Origin of the sequence: Nocardia sp. NPDC057440 (assembly GCF_042802915.1) — a bacterium.
Classification (GTDB): domain Bacteria; phylum Actinomycetota; class Actinomycetes; order Mycobacteriales; family Mycobacteriaceae; genus Nocardia.
In genome coordinates this window covers 150,074-166,969 of the sequence record NZ_JBHVDF010000014.1, presented here as the reverse complement: position 1 = coordinate 166,969, position 16,896 = coordinate 150,074, and the positions used below count along the sequence as shown (strand labels likewise).

General features: G+C 67.2%; 15 protein-coding genes. 1 reads left to right on the top strand and 14 read right to left on the bottom strand.

All coding sequences use genetic code 11. From position 1 onward, the window contains the following. Window positions 1-80 precede the first annotated feature (80 nt). Together ACFU4Z_RS26595 and ACFU4Z_RS26590 are read right to left on the bottom strand one after the other, a co-directional pair. Entirely contained in the window at window positions 81-1,712 is a 1,632-nt protein-coding gene (locus ACFU4Z_RS26595) for an AMP-binding protein (RefSeq protein ID WP_379067630.1), read from the bottom strand. Beyond that, window positions 1,712-3,343, bottom strand: coding sequence for an AMP-binding protein (locus tag ACFU4Z_RS26590; protein WP_379067628.1), 1,632 nt, complete (start codon window positions 3,341-3,343; stop codon window positions 1,712-1,714). The genes ACFU4Z_RS26595 and ACFU4Z_RS26590 overlap by 1 nt, the downstream gene beginning before the upstream one ends. Before the next feature lie 95 nt (window positions 3,344-3,438). Here ACFU4Z_RS26590 and ACFU4Z_RS26585 point away from each other — a divergent pair, with 95 nt between their 5' ends. Beyond that, the gene (locus tag ACFU4Z_RS26585; protein WP_379067626.1) at window positions 3,439-4,293 is read left to right on the top strand and encodes a response regulator transcription factor; all 855 of its coding nucleotides are present in this window, start codon (window positions 3,439-3,441) and stop codon (window positions 4,291-4,293) included. Between the two features lie 100 nt (window positions 4,294-4,393). On the opposite strand, the gene trmD is transcribed toward ACFU4Z_RS26585, so the two are convergent. From trmD to ACFU4Z_RS26525, 12 genes are all read right to left on the bottom strand, one after another. Next, window positions 4,394-5,077 (bottom strand): tRNA (guanosine(37)-N1)-methyltransferase TrmD, encoded by a 684-nt coding sequence (gene trmD / locus ACFU4Z_RS26580; RefSeq protein ID WP_379067624.1) that lies wholly within the window; start codon window positions 5,075-5,077, stop codon window positions 4,394-4,396. A 72-nt stretch (window positions 5,078-5,149) separates the two neighbouring features. Continuing rightward, complete coding sequence (rimM, locus tag ACFU4Z_RS26575) at window positions 5,150-5,674, bottom strand: ribosome maturation factor RimM (protein WP_379067622.1); 525 nt, start codon at window positions 5,672-5,674, stop codon at window positions 5,150-5,152. Further along, window positions 5,675-5,917, bottom strand: coding sequence for an RNA-binding protein (locus ACFU4Z_RS26570; RefSeq protein WP_163822793.1), 243 nt, complete (start codon window positions 5,915-5,917; stop codon window positions 5,675-5,677). After that, a complete protein-coding gene (rpsP, locus tag ACFU4Z_RS26565) occupies window positions 5,917-6,351 on the bottom strand; it encodes a 30S ribosomal protein S16 (RefSeq protein ID WP_379067620.1) in 435 nt (144 codons plus the stop codon). Before rpsP ends, ACFU4Z_RS26570 begins: the two co-directional genes overlap by 1 nt. Before the next feature lie 338 nt (window positions 6,352-6,689). Further along, on the bottom strand, window positions 6,690-7,370 hold the full coding sequence (locus ACFU4Z_RS26560) for a class I SAM-dependent methyltransferase (RefSeq protein ID WP_379067864.1): 681 nt from the start codon (window positions 7,368-7,370) through the stop codon (window positions 6,690-6,692). Between the two features lie 228 nt (window positions 7,371-7,598). After that, on the bottom strand, window positions 7,599-8,582 hold the full coding sequence (locus tag ACFU4Z_RS26555) for an LLM class F420-dependent oxidoreductase (RefSeq protein ID WP_379067618.1): 984 nt from the start codon (window positions 8,580-8,582) through the stop codon (window positions 7,599-7,601). Window positions 8,583-8,795: 213 nt separating this feature from the next. Continuing rightward, window positions 8,796-9,854, bottom strand: a complete 1,059-nt coding sequence (locus ACFU4Z_RS26550; RefSeq protein ID WP_379067861.1) for an amidohydrolase family protein — start codon at window positions 9,852-9,854, stop codon at window positions 8,796-8,798. A gap of 508 nt (window positions 9,855-10,362) precedes the next feature. Then, the gene (gene ffh / locus ACFU4Z_RS26545; RefSeq protein WP_379067616.1) at window positions 10,363-11,937 is read right to left on the bottom strand and encodes a signal recognition particle protein; all 1,575 of its coding nucleotides are present in this window, start codon (window positions 11,935-11,937) and stop codon (window positions 10,363-10,365) included. Between the two features lie 120 nt (window positions 11,938-12,057). Further along, window positions 12,058-12,372, bottom strand: a complete 315-nt coding sequence (locus tag ACFU4Z_RS26540; RefSeq protein WP_379067614.1) for a hypothetical protein — start codon at window positions 12,370-12,372, stop codon at window positions 12,058-12,060. Between the two features lie 118 nt (window positions 12,373-12,490). Continuing rightward, entirely contained in the window at window positions 12,491-14,938 is a 2,448-nt protein-coding gene (locus ACFU4Z_RS26535; protein WP_379067612.1) for a [protein-PII] uridylyltransferase, read from the bottom strand. 88 nt (window positions 14,939-15,026) lie between these two features. After that, window positions 15,027-15,365, bottom strand: a complete 339-nt coding sequence (locus ACFU4Z_RS26530; protein WP_040780799.1) for a P-II family nitrogen regulator — start codon at window positions 15,363-15,365, stop codon at window positions 15,027-15,029. A gap of 5 nt (window positions 15,366-15,370) precedes the next feature. Then, on the bottom strand, window positions 15,371-16,750 hold the full coding sequence (locus tag ACFU4Z_RS26525) for an ammonium transporter (RefSeq protein WP_379067610.1): 1,380 nt from the start codon (window positions 16,748-16,750) through the stop codon (window positions 15,371-15,373). Window positions 16,751-16,896 lie beyond the last annotated feature (146 nt).

The window sequence follows — 16,896 nt, the reverse complement described above, 5'->3', positions numbered from 1 at the left end:
TCGTCCGCTGACAACGAGGCCGCACCCAGGTGAACCGACGTGTATGTGGCGTCGCCCCGGTCGGTTCGACACGGTTGTCATCACCCCAGCAAGTCCTTCGCCAGCTCCCGCATCTCGGCCTTGCGCACCTTCCCGGTGACGGTCATCGGGAACTCGTCGACGATGTGCACGTACCGCGGAATCTTGAAGTGCGCCAACCTGCCTGTGCAGTACGCGCGCACCGCGTCGGCGTCCAACGGCGCCGCGCCCGCACGCATCCTGATCCAGACCATCAGCTCCTCACCGTATTTCGGGTCGGGCACGCCGATCACCTGGGCGTCCAGAATGTCGGGATGGGCGTAGAGGAACTCCTCGATTTCCCGGGGATAGATGTTCTCGCCACCGCGGATCACCATGTCCTTGATCCGGCCGGTGATCGCGAGATAACCGTCGGAGTCCATCACGCCGATATCGCCGGTGTGCATCCAGCGGGCGGCGTCGATCACCTCGGCGGTCTTCTCGGCCTGCTCCCAATAGCCGAGCATCACCGAGTAACCGCGGGTGCACAACTCGCCGGGTTCGCCGCGCGGCACCGTCAGACCTGTTGCCGGATCGACGATCTTGACCTCCAGGTGCGGCCCGACCCGGCCGACAGTCGCGGTCCGCCGCTCGATGCTGTCGTCGCGGCGGGTCTGGGTGGACACCGGCGAGGTTTCCGTCATGCCGTAACAGATGCAGACCTCACGCATGCCCAAGCGGTCGATCACCCGCTTCATCACCTCGACGGGGCACGGCGAGCCGGCCATGATGCCGGTGCGCAGACTCGAGAGGTCCGGCGCGGCGTCGGCGGGCGCACTGTCCAGTGTGGTGAGCAGGTCGATGAACATGGTCGGCACCCCGTACAGGGAGGTGCAACGCTCCGCCGCCACCGCCGCCAGGGTCTCGATCGGGTCGAACGACGGCGCCGGAATCACCACTGCCGCACCGTGGCTCGTGCTCGCCAGATTGCCCATGACCATGCCGAAGCAGTGATAGAACGGGACCGGAACACAGATCCGGTCCTGCTCGGTGTAGCCGCAGAGCTCCCCGACGGAGTAGCCGTTGTTCAGGATGTTGTGATGACTGAGCGTCGCACCCTTTGGGAATCCTGTCGTGCCGGAGGTGTATTGAATGTTTATCGGGTCGTCGGTGGACAATGTCGCCGCGATCCGGGCAAGCCCATCGACGTCGATATCCCCCTGCGCCAACGCATCCCATTCCGGTGCGCCGAGCACGAGCACCTGCTCCAGTCCTTCGCATCCCGGCCGGACCTGCTCGATCATCGCGACGTAGTCCGACGATTTGAAGGCGCGCGCGACAATCAGCATCCGCACCCCGGCCTGGCGCAGCACGTACTCCAATTCGCTGGTGCGGTATGCCGGATTGATATTCACCAGGATCGCGCCGAGCTTCGCCGTCGCGTACTGCACCATGAACCATTCCGGGCAGTTGGGCGCCCAGATACCGACTCGGTCACCCTTACCGATTCCGCGCGCGGCCAGGCCGGTGGCCAGCGTGTCGATCGCGTCGGCGAGCAGGCGATAGGTCCAGCGGCGACCGGATAGGCAGTCCACCAACGCTTCCCGGTCGGGATGAGCGGCCACCGTCCGATCGAAATCGGCGCCGATGGTGTCGCCGAGCAGGGGCGTGTCCGAGATGCCCGACGCGTAGCTGGGCAGCGGTGCCGACAGCATCACTTGCTCCCCTGCTGCCGCAGCACGAACCGCTGCACCTTGCCGCTCGGCGTTTTGGGCAACTCTGCCACGAAATGCACTCGGCGCGGATACGCGTGCGCGGCGAACTTCTCCTTGACCAGCCGCTGCAGTTCCTCGGCGAGATCCTCGTCGCCCGCGGAGCCGTTGCGCAGCACCACGAATGCCTCGAGCACCTCACCCCGCAGCTCGTCCGGCATGCCGACCACCGCCGCCTCCGCGACCTGCTCGTGCAACACGAGCACGCTCTCCACCTCGAACGGGCCGATGCGGTAGCCCGCCATGATGATCACGTCGTCGTCGCGGGAGGAGAAGCGGAAGAAGCCATCGGCGTCCCGCGAGCCCGCATCGCCGGTGAGATACCAGCGCCCGTCCGCGGTGTAGCGCTGCGCAGTGCGTTCGGGGGCATCGAGGTAGCCGAGGAACCACAGCAGCGGGCTGCTTTCGGTGTCGATGGCGACCCGGCCGAGCTGTCCCGGCTCCGCCTCGATGTCGGCGTCGTCCGCGAGCACCGCGCAGGTCCAGCCTGGCAGCTGCCTGCCCATCGAGCCGATCGGCACCGTGGTGTCCAGTTCGTCGTGCCAGGCGTTGCAGATGACCATGCCGTGCTCGGTCTGCCCGTAGTGGTCGCGCACGGCCACCCCGAGATGCTGCGCGGACCATGCGACGACCTCGGGGGTGAGCGGCTCACCGGCCGAAGAGGCCCGGCGCAGCGACACGCCCGCGGGCACCGGGGTGTCGTCGGCTCGCAGTGCCCGATACACCGTCGGTGCGGCGGCGAAGTTGGTAACGCCGAAGCGTGCGAGCACCTGCCAGGTGAGCGCGGGCGAGAAGCTCGCGTGCAGCAGCAGACTGCGCATGCCCGCGGCCAGGGGGCCGAGGATCGCGTAATAGAGCCCATAGGCCCAGCCCGGATCAGCGGCATTCCAGAACACGTCCTCCGCACGGACATCCAGCGCGAACTCTTGATAGGCGTGGAAGGAGGCCAGCGCGCGGACCGGAATCGGGACGCCCTTCGGCGTACCGGTGGTGCCACTGGTGAACAGCTGCACGAGCAGACCGTCGCCGCCGACGGCGACCGCCGCGGCCCGTGGATCATCGGCGGAGTGCGCGGCGAGCAGATCGGCGAACCGCAGCTGCGCGGTCGCCTCGTCGCCGGCGACCACGACCGTCCACGGCGCAGCGGCCGGAATGTCCGCACCTGGGGCCAGCTTTCCCGCTTGATCGGCATCGGCGATAACGAGCACCGCGCCGCTGGCAGCCAACCGGAATGCGATGGCGGGCGGCGCGAACGCGGTGAACAGCGGTACGTGCACCGCACCGCGCCGCCAGATACCGAGCAGGGCAACCACCAGATCCACCGACTTGGCCATCAGCGTCGCGACCCGATCCCCCGGCCCGACGCCCTGCTCGGCCAGCGCCGCGGCGAACCGCGCCGAGCGCTCGCGAAGTTCACCGTAGGTGAGGTCGATCGCGCCGAGGTCGGCATCGACAACGGTGAACGCGACCTTGGCCTCCGAATGCCGGTCGCACAACAGCTCCGCCGCACACGCGCCGGGCCCGTCGTAGCGCTCCAGCAGCTCGCGCACCCGCGCATTCAGGTCCGTGCTCATGTCGCCTCTCCTCATCCGTGATCCACCTCACCCCTCGTCGAATAGGATGTGGGTCACATCATGTTCGCCACTACCCCCGAAAAGGGGTGAGTCGTTTGACCCACACCACCCCCCTGCTGCGCCCGCGCGACGGTGACGCGTTGCGCGCAGAGATCCGCTGGGTGGCGAACAAGGCCGGGGTCCCGGTGGTGTTCGGCGGCGAGGTGCACGACGACGCATTGTTGTTGACGGAATTCGTCGGCACCATGACCAACGGACTGCGCGGACTGTCGGTGCTGCGCACCTCCGGGCTCGGCGGCCGGGTCATGGACATGCGACGACCGGCGTCGGTCGCCGATTACCGCAACGCGTCCTCGATCACCCATCACTACGACGGGCCGGTCTCCGGCGAGCGCATCCGCTCCGTTGTCGCGGTCCCGGTTGTCGTGGACGACCACTCCCGCGCGGTCATCTACGCTGCCAATCGCGGCGGCTCACCGCTCGGCGACCGGACCGCCGATCTCATGGTCGAGGCAGGTCGGCGGCTCGCCGCCGAGATCGCCATCCGCGACGAGGTGGATCGGCGCATCCGACTGCTCGAGCTGGCCGCGCCGACCCCGGACACCGCGCCCGCGGTCACCGAGGAATTGCGCGATATCCATGCCGAACTGCGCGGCATGGCGCGCTCGGCCGAGGACGAGAAGCTGCGCACGCGTCTGCATGATGTGTGCGAACGGCTGACCCGCGTCATGACCGGGGCGCCGACGCCGGATGCGCCGCGACTATCGCGCCGTGAGCTTGACGTGTTGTCTCAGATCGCGCTCGGATGCACCAATCAGGAAGCCGCACAACGCCTTTCCCTCGGCCCGGAAACGGTGAAGAGCTACCTCCGCAATGCGATGAGCAAGCTCGATACCCATTCACGGCACGAGGCCGTCGTGATCGCCCGCCGCCATGGCCTGCTGCCCTAGATCGTCCGGGCGAACCGGTCGACAGTGACCGAACCGGATCACCAGCACCTGCGGTAGTCGACCTGTCGCCGGATCGACGAACCCCGCGAGTGGCGCGAAATCAGTCCGGCGGCAGCAGGTCCGGGCGCCGGGCGCGCGTTCGTTCGAGTGACTGCTCATGGCGCCATGCCGCGACCTTGGCATGGTCGCCGGACAGCAGGATCGGCGGGACTTCCAACTCGCGCCAATTCACCGGGCGGGTGTAGCTCGGGCCTTCCAGGAGGCCGTCGGAGAACGAATCCTCTTGGTGGGATTGCTGATTGCCCAGGACGCCGGGCAGCAAACGCACAACCGCCTCGGTCATGACGAGGACGGCGGCCTCGCCGCCGATCAAGACGTAGTCGCCGATGCTGACCTCCTCGACACGCACCCGGCGGGCCGCGTCATCGAAGACGCGTTGGTCGATGCCTTCGTAGCGGCCACAAGCGAAGACGAGGTGCTGCTCGGTGGCCCAGCGCTGCGCGGTCGCCTGGGTGAAAGGGACGCCGGCGGGGGTCGGCACGACCAGCAGCGCGTCGTCGGGGCAGACTTCGTCCAGGGCGTCGCCCCAGATGGTCGGCTTCATGACCATGCCGGGCCCACCACCATAGGGGGAATCGTCGACGGACTTGTGCACGTCATGCGTCCAGCGGCGCAGATCGTGCACATCGAGGGAGATCAGGCCCTTGTCGATCGCCTTGCCGAGCAACGCGGTGCGCAATGGCTCCAGATACTCCGGAAAGATCGTGACGACATCGAGTTTCATGCCGACCCCACGGCCCGGGAGTTCCCACACCTCGGCGGCACAAGCACTGGGTGACTGTGTCTCATCCCGCCTTCATTCCGGATCGAGGAGACCTTCGGGTGGATCGATGACGACGAGACCGTCGGCCAGCGACACCGTGGGCACGATGGCATTGACGAACGGGATCAGGATCTCCCTGCCGTCTTCGGCGGCGCGCACCGAAAGCAGTTCTCCCGCAGCGGAATGCAGCACATCGGTGACCTTGCCGACGACGGTGCCGTCGGTGAGCTGGACGGTCAGCCCCTCCAGCTCGTGATCGTAGTATTCGTCCGGATCCTCCGACGGCGGCAGGTCGGCGCTGTCGACGAAGAACAACGTGCCGCGCAGCGCGTCGGCGGCGGTGCGGTCGGCGACGCCTGCGACATGCACGAGAAGTCGGCCCGAGTGCTCTCGGGCCGAATCCACGGTGAAGTCACGGACTTCTTTGGATCGCGCCAGGCGGCCACGCAGTGTGGCGCCCGGCGCGAAACGTGCCTCGGGTTCGTCGGTGCGGACCTCGACGACGAGTTCGCCACGCACACCGTGCGACTTGGCGACCCGCCCTACGACGAGTTCCATCTAGGCGTCGGTGTCGACCACGTCGACCCGGATGCCCCGCCCGCCGATACCGGCGACAAGGGTGCGCAGCGCGGTCGCGGTACGACCGCCGCGCCCGATCACCTTGCCGAGATCCTCGGGATGGACATGCACCTCGACGGTGCGTCCGCGACGGCCGGTGATCAGCTCGACGCGGACGTCATCGGGATTGGCGACAATGCCGCGAACCAGATGTTCGACGGCATCGGCGACGACTGCACTCATTACTCGGCGGCCTCGGCGGCGGGCGCCTCAGCGGCCTCGTCCTTCTTGGCGGCCTTCTTCTTGGGGGTGACGGCGTCGGCGACCGGCGCGTTGTCGGCAGCGGCCAGCGCGGCGTTGAACAGGTCCAGCTTGGAGGTCTTCGGAGCCTTGACCTTCAGCGTGCCCTCGGCGCCCGGCAGGCCCTTGAACTTCTGCCAGTCACCGGTGATCTCCAGCAGACGCTGCACGGCCTCGGTCGGCTGCGCGCCGACACCGAGCCAGTACTGCACACGCTCGGAGTCGATCTCGATCAGCGACGGCTCTTCCTTCGGGTGGTACTTGCCGACGTTCTCGATGGCGCGACCGTCACGACGGGTGCGGGCGTCCGCGATGACCACGCGGTACTGCGGGTTGCGGATCTTGCCGAGACGGGTGAGCTTGATGCGAACAGCCATGTGCTGATTGCCTTTCATAGTGTGGTCACGGCGCAATTCAGCGACCCGCATGGTCTGCGAGCCCGGTTTTGCGCATGGAGTGTGTGACCGCCGCGCGGTGCGTAACCGGAGACGGGCTGACACTGTCCAGGAAGGACGGTGGTCCATTGTGCCAGACACCCCCGCCTCCCCTGAAATCGCCTCCCGAGCCCTGACACCTCGGTGTGCGGCGCACGACGGAGCGCCGGTCTGAGCATTTGCCGCGGTCAGGTGCCACTGACGGGCGGTTCTTCCGGCATTCCGCTCGGCGCTAGGTCTGTGGATGTAGACGCGGCCTGCCGCCGGAATTCGTCGCCGGGTCAGCTGCGGGCGGTGGCGGTGACAGCACGTGTGGACATCCACGGGCCGCCCCACCACATTCGCCATCCGAGCGGCGCGACAGCGACCCGCACGGCGCCGAGGTCGGTCAGTACCGCCGCGTATTCGCGGGTCTTGGCGATGTCGGCGATGACGAGGCGGCCGCCGGGGCGCAGGACCCGGAGCGCCTCCCGAACCGCGGCGGCACGGCCTGCCGCGGTCTTGATGTTGTGGATGGCCAGGCTGGAGACCACCACGTCGAAGTCGCCGTCCGCGAACGGTAGCTCGGTCATGTCACCGGTGTGCAGCTGTATGCGATCGGCGACGCCTTCGGCAGCCGCATTCCATTCGGTGGTCGCCGCACTGTTGCCGGACTGGTCGACCGATCGCCACAGGTCGACGCCGACGGCGTGACCGTCGGGCAGTCGGCGGGCCCCGGCGAGCAGCACCGCGCCGCGGCCGCAGCCCATATCGAGCAGCAACTCGTCACCACGTAGGTCGAGCTCGTCGAGCAGCCGATCCCAGACCTGGAATTTGCCGCGTCGAGTCGCGTGCAGATACAGCGCGAATTGCGCGGCCATCGCGGCGGTGATCAGCAGCCAGACCCAGATCCAGCCCACATGCTGGGCGTATCCGACAACGACCGTCGTGACGGCGTACACACCCGCGATCGCGGCGAGCATGAACAACACAAACGGCGCATCGACACCGTAGGACGCTCGCTTCACCGCCACCGACCAATCCTTTCGAGACGCATCACCATTGATGACCCGAGGGATACGCGGCAGCGATCCGCGGGATCGCGAGGGCCGGGAACACACCACATCGTCACGCGCCGAGGGTATTCCCGCGACGCGCTGGTCGGCCGTCGTTCGCGTCGATCGGCGCGTCGACTGCCGACGCCGAGTTGGTCAGCCGACCAGTGGCGCCAAAGTGCGCCCGGCGAGATCGACCGCGCCGGGCTCGTGGCCGTTGGTGACCATGTTGACGATCAGTCCCTGGACACCGTGATCGAGCACCCGTGATTGCAGTTGTTCGGCGACTTCGGCTGGCGTGCCCACGAATTGGCGGTCGGCGGGAGTTTGCCTGCGCTCCTGCTCAGAGAGGGTCGAGAGGTCGACACCCATGCCGCGCATCATGTCCTGCTGCTGCTTGCGCACCCGGTCGCCGTCCTCATCGATCATCAGGAAGCACAGGTAGCTGACCTCCAACGTCTTTGGGTCACGCCCGATTTCGGCGCAGCGCTCGTTCAGTGCCGCAATCTTGCGGGGCAGCTCGGAGGCATTGCAGATGATGTTGAGGTGATCGGCGTAGCGAGCGGCGAGACCAAAGGTCTTCTTCTCACCGCCGCCACCGAGCAGGATCGGCAGATCGTCGCGAATCCTTGGCTCGTTCATGGCCTTCTCGGTGTGGTACCACTTGCCCGCGAAGCTCGGGTGTTCGCCGCGCAGCATCGGGTGGATGATCTGCAGCGCTTCATCGAGCCGCTCGAACCGTTCGGTGAAGGTGCCGAATTCGAAACCATAGGACTGGTGTTCGAGCTCGAACCAGCCCGCGCCGATGCCGAGCACGGCCCGGCCACCGCTCACGACGTCGAGCGTGGTGACGGTCTTCGCGAGCAGCGCGGGATTGCGATAGGTGTTGCCGGTGACCAACGCCGACAACTGAATTCGCTCGGTCGCCGTGGCCAGCGCACCCAGCGCGGTGTAGGACTCGAGCATCGGCGCATCCGGCGCGCCGAGACCGGGCAGCTGATAGAAGTGGTCCATCACGAAGACGGTGTCGAAGCCCGCGGCTTCGGCCTCCCCGGCCTGCGTGATAACGGTCGGGAACAACTCCCGCACCGACCGGCCGTAACTGAAGTTGGGCATCTGATAACCGAGGCGAATGGTCACATCGATCGACCCTACGCCTTTGACCTCTCGTTTTCCGGCCGATCGCCCGCCTCTGCCGCAGAAAAGCCCGCGCTCGCCACCGCAGGCCGAGCCGCCACGAGAGACCCCACTGGAACGCAAACCCCGCGGACGCGCCGACCCGGCGGAACGCACCAACCCGGTGACAACGCGGATTGGGTGGGCGCTCGGATGCGGCCTACCTCCGGTCGACGTTCACCGATGTCCGGTCACTGGGTTCCTGGCCTTCACGACCCGCCCGCGCAGGACCACCGCGTAGGGCTCGGTGAGGGCAGCCGGGGTGACGCGAGGGTCGTCCAGGTAGACGACGAAGTCCGCGGGCGCAGCGTGCTCGATGCTGGGGCGGCGCAGCCACGCACGGGCATTCCAGGAGGCGGCGCCGAGGGCATCGTGGGCGGAGAGCCCGGCCCCGGACAGGGCGGCGATTTCGTCGGCGATGCGGCCGTGTCGGACGGAACCGCCCGCGTCGGTGCCCGCGAAGATCGGGACGCCCGCGTCGTGCGCATTGGCGACGGTGGTGCGGACGCGGCGGTGCAGGTCCCGCATGTGGGCGGCGTAGGCGGGGAATTTGGTCGCGCTGTCGGCGATCTCGGGGAAGGTGTCGATATTGACGAGGGTGGGGACGAGGGCGGTGCCGTGCTCGACCATCAGCTCGATGGTGTCGTCGGTGAGGCCGGTGCCGTGTTCGAGGCAGTCGATGCCCGCGTTGATCAGGCCGGGGAGAGCGTCCTCGCCGAAGACGTGGGCGGTGACGCGGGCGCCGTTGGCGTGGGCGGCGGCGATGGCGTCCTTCAGGATGGCGTCGCTCCACAGTGGCCGCAGGTCGCCGGCGGAGCGGTCGATCCAGTCGCCGACGATCTTCACCCAGCCGTCCCCGAATCGGGCCTGCTCGGCGATGATCTCGGGCAGGTCGCGCTCGTCGTCGAGCTCGATGCCGAGTTCGCGGATGTAGCGGCGAGGGCGGGCGATGTGGCGACCCGCTCGGATGATCCGCGGCAGGTCCTCGTGGTCGTCGATGAAATGGGTGTCGATCGGCGACCCGGCATCGCGCAGCAGCAGCGCGCCGGCATCGCGTTCGGTCTCGGCCTGCGCGATCGCGCCGTCCCGGTCCTCGTCTCCCCCGCCGTACCGGATACCGACGTGGCAGTGCGCGTCGACCAGCCCCGGCACGATCCATCCTGAGCGGCACAGTGTTTCGGCACCGGACACCGGTTCGAACGACACCAGCCCGTCGCGCACCCACAGGTCACGCATGTCGTCATCAGGGAGAACCACACCTCGCAGATGCACAGCTACCTCCTGGACGGCGTCGGCTGCCTACAACCTACTGTCCACGCCGCAGGACAGTCACGCTGGAGCGAGGGCACTCCGAATGCGTACGGCCGGTCGGGAGTGCGTCGAGCCCACCCTCGCAACGCAGCCACCGCTACTACCCGACAGGCCGGACGGACTCCCGCCTCTCCCCCGCAAATCGAGCGTCCTGCGCAGTCACCGGACGCTCGACCACTGACGGCACGTTCGGGGCGGACGCCCGATCGGCCGCAGGCCGGTTGACACCGAACGAACCGGTCCGTCCTCGACTGCCCCGACGGTGATGGGCCGCCGCTCACACTGTCGCCCCCGGGTTACGGCCACGAGCGTGGCACGCCATCTCGGGCGCATCCGTCGGCACGGCAGTGGAGCATGCGTTCGAGCACCATGAAACAGCAGTGCGCCGCACGCGAAATCACATGCGGCACACCACGATCTGCGGACTGGAGGACTACTTCTTGGGGAACTTGAGCTGCGAAAGGTCGATGCCCTCCAGACCCGGGGGCAGCTGGTCGAGTCCGGCGGGCATCCCCGACAGATCCGGCATCCCGGGAGGCATACCGGGCATTCCCGGCATCCCGGCAGGCAGGCCCGGGAAACCGCCGCGCACCTTCGGCGGCGTCGGTCCGCGACCGCCCTTCTTGCCCTTTTTGCCCTTCTTGGCATTGGCGCGCCGCGCTCCGGGCATGCCCATCTGACGGCCCATCGCGGCCATCATCTTCCTGGCCTCGAAGAAACGGTCGACGAGCTGGTTGACCTCGGAGACCTGGACACCGGAGCCGTTGGCGATGCGCAGCCTGCGGGAGGCGTTGATGATCTTCGGGTTGTCCCGCTCGGCGGGGGTCATGCCACGGATGATCGCCTGAACCCGGTCGAGCTGCTTGTCATCGATCTGGGCCAGCGCGTCCTTCATCTGGCCCGCGCCCGGCAGCATGCCGAGCAGGTTGCCGATCGGGCCCATCTTGCGGATGGCCAGCATCTGGTCGAGGAAGTCCTCGAGGGTCAGCTCACCGCTGCCGATCTTGCGGGCGGCGTCTTCGGCCTGCTGTGCGTCGTAGACCTGCTCGGCCTGCTCGATCAGGGTGAGCACATCGCCCATGCCGAGAATGCGGCTGGCCATCCGGTCGGGATGGAAGACGTCGAAGTCTTCGAGCTTCTCACCGGTGGAGGCGAACATGATCGGCGCGCCGGTCACATTGCGCACCGACAGTGCCGCGCCACCGCGGGCGTCGCCGTCGAGCTTGGTGAGCACGACACCGGTGAAGCCGACGCCGTCGCGGAAGGCCTCCGCCGTGTTGACCGCGTCCTGGCCGATCATGGCGTCGAGCACGAACAGCGTCTCGTCAGGCTGCACCGCGTCCCGAATGCCCGCGGCCTGCGCCATCAACTCGGCGTCGATGCCGAGACGGCCCGCGGTGTCGACGATGACGACGTCGTACTGCTTGCTGCGCGCCTCCGCGATACCGGACTCGGCCACCGCCACCGGATCTGCGGCCGAGACACCCAGCGCGTTCTCTCCGCCGCCGATGGAGGTGCCCGGGTGCGGCGCGAACACGGGCACGCCCGCACGCTCACCGACCACCTGCAGCTGGGTGACAGCGCCAGGGCGCTGCAGGTCGCAGGCCACCAGCAACGGCTGATGCCCTTGGCCCTTCAGCCATTTCGCCAGCTTGCCGGCAAGGGTCGTCTTACCGGCACCCTGCAGACCGGCGAGCATGATCACCGTCGGCGGATTCTTGGCGAGGGTCAGCCTGCGGGTTTCACCGCCGAGGATGCCGACGAGTTCCTCGTTGACGATCTTGACGACCTGCTGCGCGGGATTGAGCGCCCCGGACACCTCGGCGCCCTTGGCCCGTTCCTTGATCTTCGCGATGAAACCGCGAACGACGGGCAGCGCGACGTCCGCCTCGAGCAGAGCAAGACGGATCTCGCGAGCGGTGGCGTCGATGTCGGCCGGTGACAGACGCCCCTTACCGCGAAGATCCTTGAGGGCACCGGTAAGCCGGTCGGACAGGGATTCGAACACCGATCGCGCTCCTGATCTCGAGGGACGTCACTTTGGTATCCCAGGGTAATGGGGCCGCCCACCTGTTCGCGCAGGCGGTGTGTCCTTCGAGGTAGAAGAGCTCTGCTATTCGAGGAACGGTTACTCGAGGGTACGGCGGCGCGGTTTGGCCGTCTTGCGATAGTCGCGATTCTCGATGGCCACCATGTAGACCGCCTCGCGGGCCGTCAGGCCCAGGTCGAGGGCCAGATCGTCGAGCATGGCCCACGCTGCCTCGGTCGGCTCGTCGTGCGCCTCGACCGTGGTGGCAATCGTCATCGCCGTCACCGCCTGCTGGCCGGTGAGCGTCCGGCCGGGCAGCCATGAGACGACCCACCGGTCGCCGCCGACACACCGTGCCATGTGCGTGGTCTCGTCACTCGTCATCATCGACGCTGATACGACTTCAATTGCCACCGACTTGCTCCCCTCATGCTCGCGACAGCCAGACGCTCTGATGTTAGGGCCCACCGACCACCCTGCATACGACTTCTAGCAAATTGTGCGCAACAGTTTGGTTATTCGTCCGGCCGTGTCAGGAGCCGCTCCCGGAGCCGGGCGCACCAACGCCCTCGGGCGGCTTCGGCGCGGGCCGGGGAACGACGCCCATAATGGCCTTTTCGATGGCTTCGCGACGGCCAGGACCATCGTCGGGGCCGAGGTCGAGGCAGAAGGCGTCGACCACCGCGGAACCCATCGTGACCACCTTTGCCCAGCGTACCCCCGCCCCGCAGCCGGACAGCGCGGCGGCAAGCCGGCTCAACAGGCCGATCCGATCCTCGGCACGCAGCTCGAGGATTACCTGACCCGGCGTCGAAGTCGCCGACCAGATCAGCCGCGGTTGTGCCTGCGCGTACGGGCTCGGGCCCACTCCGGCGGCTTCGCGTTCTCGCTTGGCAAGCAGCGCGGGCAGGTCGAGATCGCCCGCGATGGCGCGGATCAGCTCCTGCCGCAACAGCCCCGCATCCGGCGGGTCACCGAACTTGGGCGACACCACGAAAGTGTTAACTGCCGCAGCGCCTTCGCCGCCGAGAGCCGCCGAGAGCACCCGCAGCGAGTGCAACGCCAGCACGCCCGCGGCATCGGAAAGCAGGCCGGGAGCGTCGGGTGCGATGACGGTAACGGTGTAGGTGTATTTGCCCTCGCCCGGCCGGAGATCGACGTGTACCCCGCCGGCCGCTGCCTTGGCGAGCAGCTCCGGCGCGATCGGCTCGGGTACCGGCAGCTGTTCACCCGCCATGACGAGGCGGCAGCGGCGGACGAGTTCGCCGATCAGCGAGGCCTTCCAGTCACCCCAGACACCAGGTCCGGTGGCCAGCGAGTCGGCCTCGGCAAGGGTGTGCAGCAGCTCGAGCAGCTGCACATCGCCACCGAGCGCATCGACAACGAACTGCACCGTGTCGGGATCGGCGAGATCGCGGCGGGTCGCGGTTTCGGGCAACAGCAGGTGGTTGCGCACGATGGCGCTGAGCGTCCGCACGTCCGAGGGCCACAGGCCGAGCCTGCGGCCGATATGGGTGGCAAGTTCGGCGCCGACGACGCTGTGATCGCCTGCGCGGCCCTTGCCGATGTCGTGCAGCAGCGCACCGAGCAGAAGCAGGTCGGGGCGAGCGACCCTGGTGCTGAGCGCGCTCGAGTAGGCGACCGTCTCCATCAGGTGGCGATCGACGGTCCAGGTGTGCACGGCGTCGCGCGGCGGCAGGTCGCGTACGGCGCCCCATTCGGGAAGTAGCCTGCCCCACAAGCCCGTTCGATCCAGCGCCTCGATCGCGTCGATGACACCGCGCCCGGTGCCCAGCAGGACCAGTAGGTCGTTGAGCGCGTCCTTCGGCCATGGCTCGCGCAGTTCCGGCGCGTCTTCGGAGAGCCGGTTCAATGTGGTCGCCGACATCGGCAGCATCGTCTGCGCCGAGGCAGCGGCCACCCGCAGAATGAGCCCGGGATCGCGCTGCGGCCGCGCGTCCCGTGCCAGCACGACCTCGCCCGCGTGCTCGACCACCCCCTCATCGAGTGGTCGACGCACCGGCATCCGCCGCAATCGGGCGAGGCCGCGCCGTGGCAGCGCGTTCGCGGCGGTCCGCAGCCCGACATCGACGGAGTAGCTCACCGTCCGGGCGGAATCGCTCAGTGTGCGAGCAAGATCGAAGCGATCACCGATCCGCAGCGCGCCGCCGATCTCGTCGGCGTCCTGGGCGCGAAGCTGGTCGCGGGCCCGACCGGCCACCCTGTGCAGCTCCGTGCGAACATCCAGCAAACGGCGATGAGCCTGTTTGAATCCACCTCCTGGTACCTCGGGACCGAGCCCCGGCATGGCGTCGGTCAGCTGGGCGATCGACAGCGCGTCGAGCAGTTGGATATCGCGCAGGCCACCGCGGCCGTTCTTCAGGTCGGGCTCGGCCCGATGGGCGATTTCACCGCTGCGCTGCCACCTGGCTTCGGCCTGCGTGATCAATTCGTCGAACCGGGAACGGATGCCGGTCCGCCATTCGCGGCGCACCCCGCCGATGAGCAGGTTGCTCAATTCCGCGTCACCGACAATGTGCCTGGCCTCGAGCATGCCGAACGCGGCGATCAGATCATCGGAGGCGACCCGCAGTGCCTGCGGGACGGTCCGCACGCTGTGGTCGAGCTTGATGTGGGCGTCCCACAACGGATACCAGAGTTTATCGGCGACGTCGGCGACCCTGGCGGGGTCGACATCGTCGTGCAAGAGCACCAGATCCAGATCGGAATACGGCAGCATTTCCTTACGGCCGAGGCCGCCGACCGCCACAACAGCGAGTCCACTATCCGCGGTGATACCGAGTTCGGCGCCCTTACTTGTCAGCCAGAGTTCGAACAAATCGACCAAGGCCAGCCGCAGCGATTCGGCATCGAGTCGGGGATTGCGGGGCAGCCCGCCGTCGAGCAATTGGGTCCGAGCGCGGACCAGATCTGCCGCGCCATTGGAAACTTTTCCGTCTTTGGCGTCCTGACTAGCCACAAACCCACCGCCCATTCAATACGTGCGGCCCCGCCCCGACCGGGCGATCCGGTGGGAGCGGGGCCGCCGCTCGATTCGATTTTCCGTGTTACAGAGCGTCGGTCCCGCGTTCGCCGGTCCGGACCCGGATTATCGATTCCACCGGGGTCACCCAGACCTTGCCGTCACCGATCTTTCCGGTGCGAGAGGCCTCGACGATCACCTCGACTACTTTGTCGACCGAGGCGTCGTCCACGACTACCTCGACGCGAACCTTCGGAACGAAATCCACGGAGTACTCGGCACCGCGGTAGACCTCGGTGTGGCCCTTCTGGCGGCCGTAGCCCTGCACCTCGCTGACGGTCATCCCGAGCACACCCGCCTGCTCGAGTCCGGTCTTGACGTCCTCGAGCGTGAACGGTTTGACAATTGCGGTGATCAGTTTCATTGTCGTCATGCCTCCTTGACGGCCGTACGTGCCATGCCACCCACAGCAGCGAAATCGTATGCCGTTTCAGCGTGCTCGGACTCGTCCATGCCCACCGCCTCGGCTTCCTCGCTGGCGCGCAGCCCAATGGTGAACTTCACGATATAGGCAATGACCAGCGTCGCGATGAAGGAGAAGGCCAAGACAACGCCCGCGCCCACCGCCTGCCGCCACAGCTGATCGAGACCGCCACCGTAGAACAGGCCGGTCTTGGCCGCGCCGGTCTCCGGAGCGGCGACCAGGCCGATCATCAGGGTGCCGACAATGCCGCCGACCAGGTGGACACCGACCACGTCGAGCGAGTCGTCGAAGCCGAACTTGAACTTCAGGCCGACCGCCAGCGCACACAGTGCACCCGCCACCGCACCGATGATCAGCGCGCCGAGCACGTTGACCGAGGAGCAGGACGGAGTAATGGCGACCAGACCGGCCACGATGCCCGAGGCCGCGCCCAGCGAAGTGGGCTTGCCGTCGCGGAACTTCTCCACGAGCAGCCAGGCCAGCATCGCGGCACAGGTGGCGACGGTGGTGATGATGAAGGTGGAACCGGCGAGACCACCCGAGGTGATCGCGGAGCCCGCGTTGAAGCCGAACCAGCCGAACCACAGCAGACCGGCGCCGAGCATGACGAACGGCAGGTTGTGCGGACGGAACGGCGTGGTCGGCCAGCCCTTGCGCTTACCGAGCACGAGGACCAGAGCCAGGCCGGCCGCACCGGCATTGATGTGGACCGCGGTGCCACCGGCAAAGTCGACCGCGAGGAGTTTATTGGCAATCCAGCCGCCTTCGTGCACAACAGTGCCGTCGGCGTCCTTCACATCGAAATCGAATACCCAGTGCGCCACCGGGAAGTACACGACCGTCACCCAGATACCCGCGAACAAAAGCCAGGCACCGAACTTCAGCCGGTCAGCAACCGCACCCGAGATGAGGGCAACCGTGATGATCGCGAACATCAGCTGGAACGCGACGAACACGCTCATGGGAATCGTGCCCGCGAGCGGAATGTTCACCGCCTCGGTGGTCACCGCGCCGGCTGCGTCCTTGACCTCGGCAGTGGCGTTGCCACCGATCAGGCCCTTCAGTCCGAAGAACTGCGCGGGATCACCGATCACGCCGAATTTGTTGTCGCCGAAGGCCGTCGAGTATCCGTACAGCGACCACAACACGCCGACGAGGCCCATTGCGCTGATGCTCATCATGATCATGTTCAGCACGTTCTTGGAACGCACCATGCCGCCGTAGAAAAATGCCAGACCCGGCGTCATCAACAGCACGAGTGCTGAACTTGCCAGCATCCATGCGGTGTCACCGGTGTCCGGTGCACCGGTAAGGGGAAATGCCACCTTAATGTCCTCCTCATCTCGGGCCCAGCCGACTCCGGCAAATGGACCTGAACGAAAGGGTCCTCATTCGGTGTTTCATCCGCGGCGCTGTCGTGTTTCACCTAGGTGAACGCATGACGCAGTTGTGTTGCTAACACGTTTCGCGA

What these genes read in the sequence shown, in the direction of transcription:
- ACFU4Z_RS26595 (WP_379067630.1), bottom strand. Translation starts at nt 1,712, where the DNA reads ATGCTGTCGGCACCGCTGCCCAGCTACGCGTCGGGCATCTCGGACACG.
- ACFU4Z_RS26590 (WP_379067628.1), bottom strand. Translation starts at nt 3,343, where the DNA reads ATGAGCACGGACCTGAATGCGCGGGTGCGCGAGCTGCTGGAGCGCTAC.
- trmD (WP_379067624.1), bottom strand. Translation starts at nt 5,077, where the DNA reads ATGAAACTCGATGTCGTCACGATCTTTCCGGAGTATCTGGAGCCATTG.
- rimM (WP_379067622.1), bottom strand. Translation starts at nt 5,674, where the DNA reads ATGGAACTCGTCGTAGGGCGGGTCGCCAAGTCGCACGGTGTGCGTGGC.
- ACFU4Z_RS26570 (WP_163822793.1), bottom strand. Translation starts at nt 5,917, where the DNA reads ATGAGTGCAGTCGTCGCCGATGCCGTCGAACATCTGGTTCGCGGCATT.
- rpsP (WP_379067620.1), bottom strand. Translation starts at nt 6,351, where the DNA reads ATGGCTGTTCGCATCAAGCTCACCCGTCTCGGCAAGATCCGCAACCCG.
- ACFU4Z_RS26560 (WP_379067864.1), bottom strand. Translation starts at nt 7,370, where the DNA reads ATGCTCGCCGCGATCGCGGGTGTGTACGCCGTCACGACGGTCGTTGTC.
- ACFU4Z_RS26550 (WP_379067861.1), bottom strand. Translation starts at nt 9,854, where the DNA reads ATGCGTGACCTGTGGGTGCGCGACGGGCTGGTGTCGTTCGAACCGGTG.
- ACFU4Z_RS26530 (WP_040780799.1), bottom strand. Translation starts at nt 15,365, where the DNA reads ATGAAACTGATCACCGCAATTGTCAAACCGTTCACGCTCGAGGACGTC.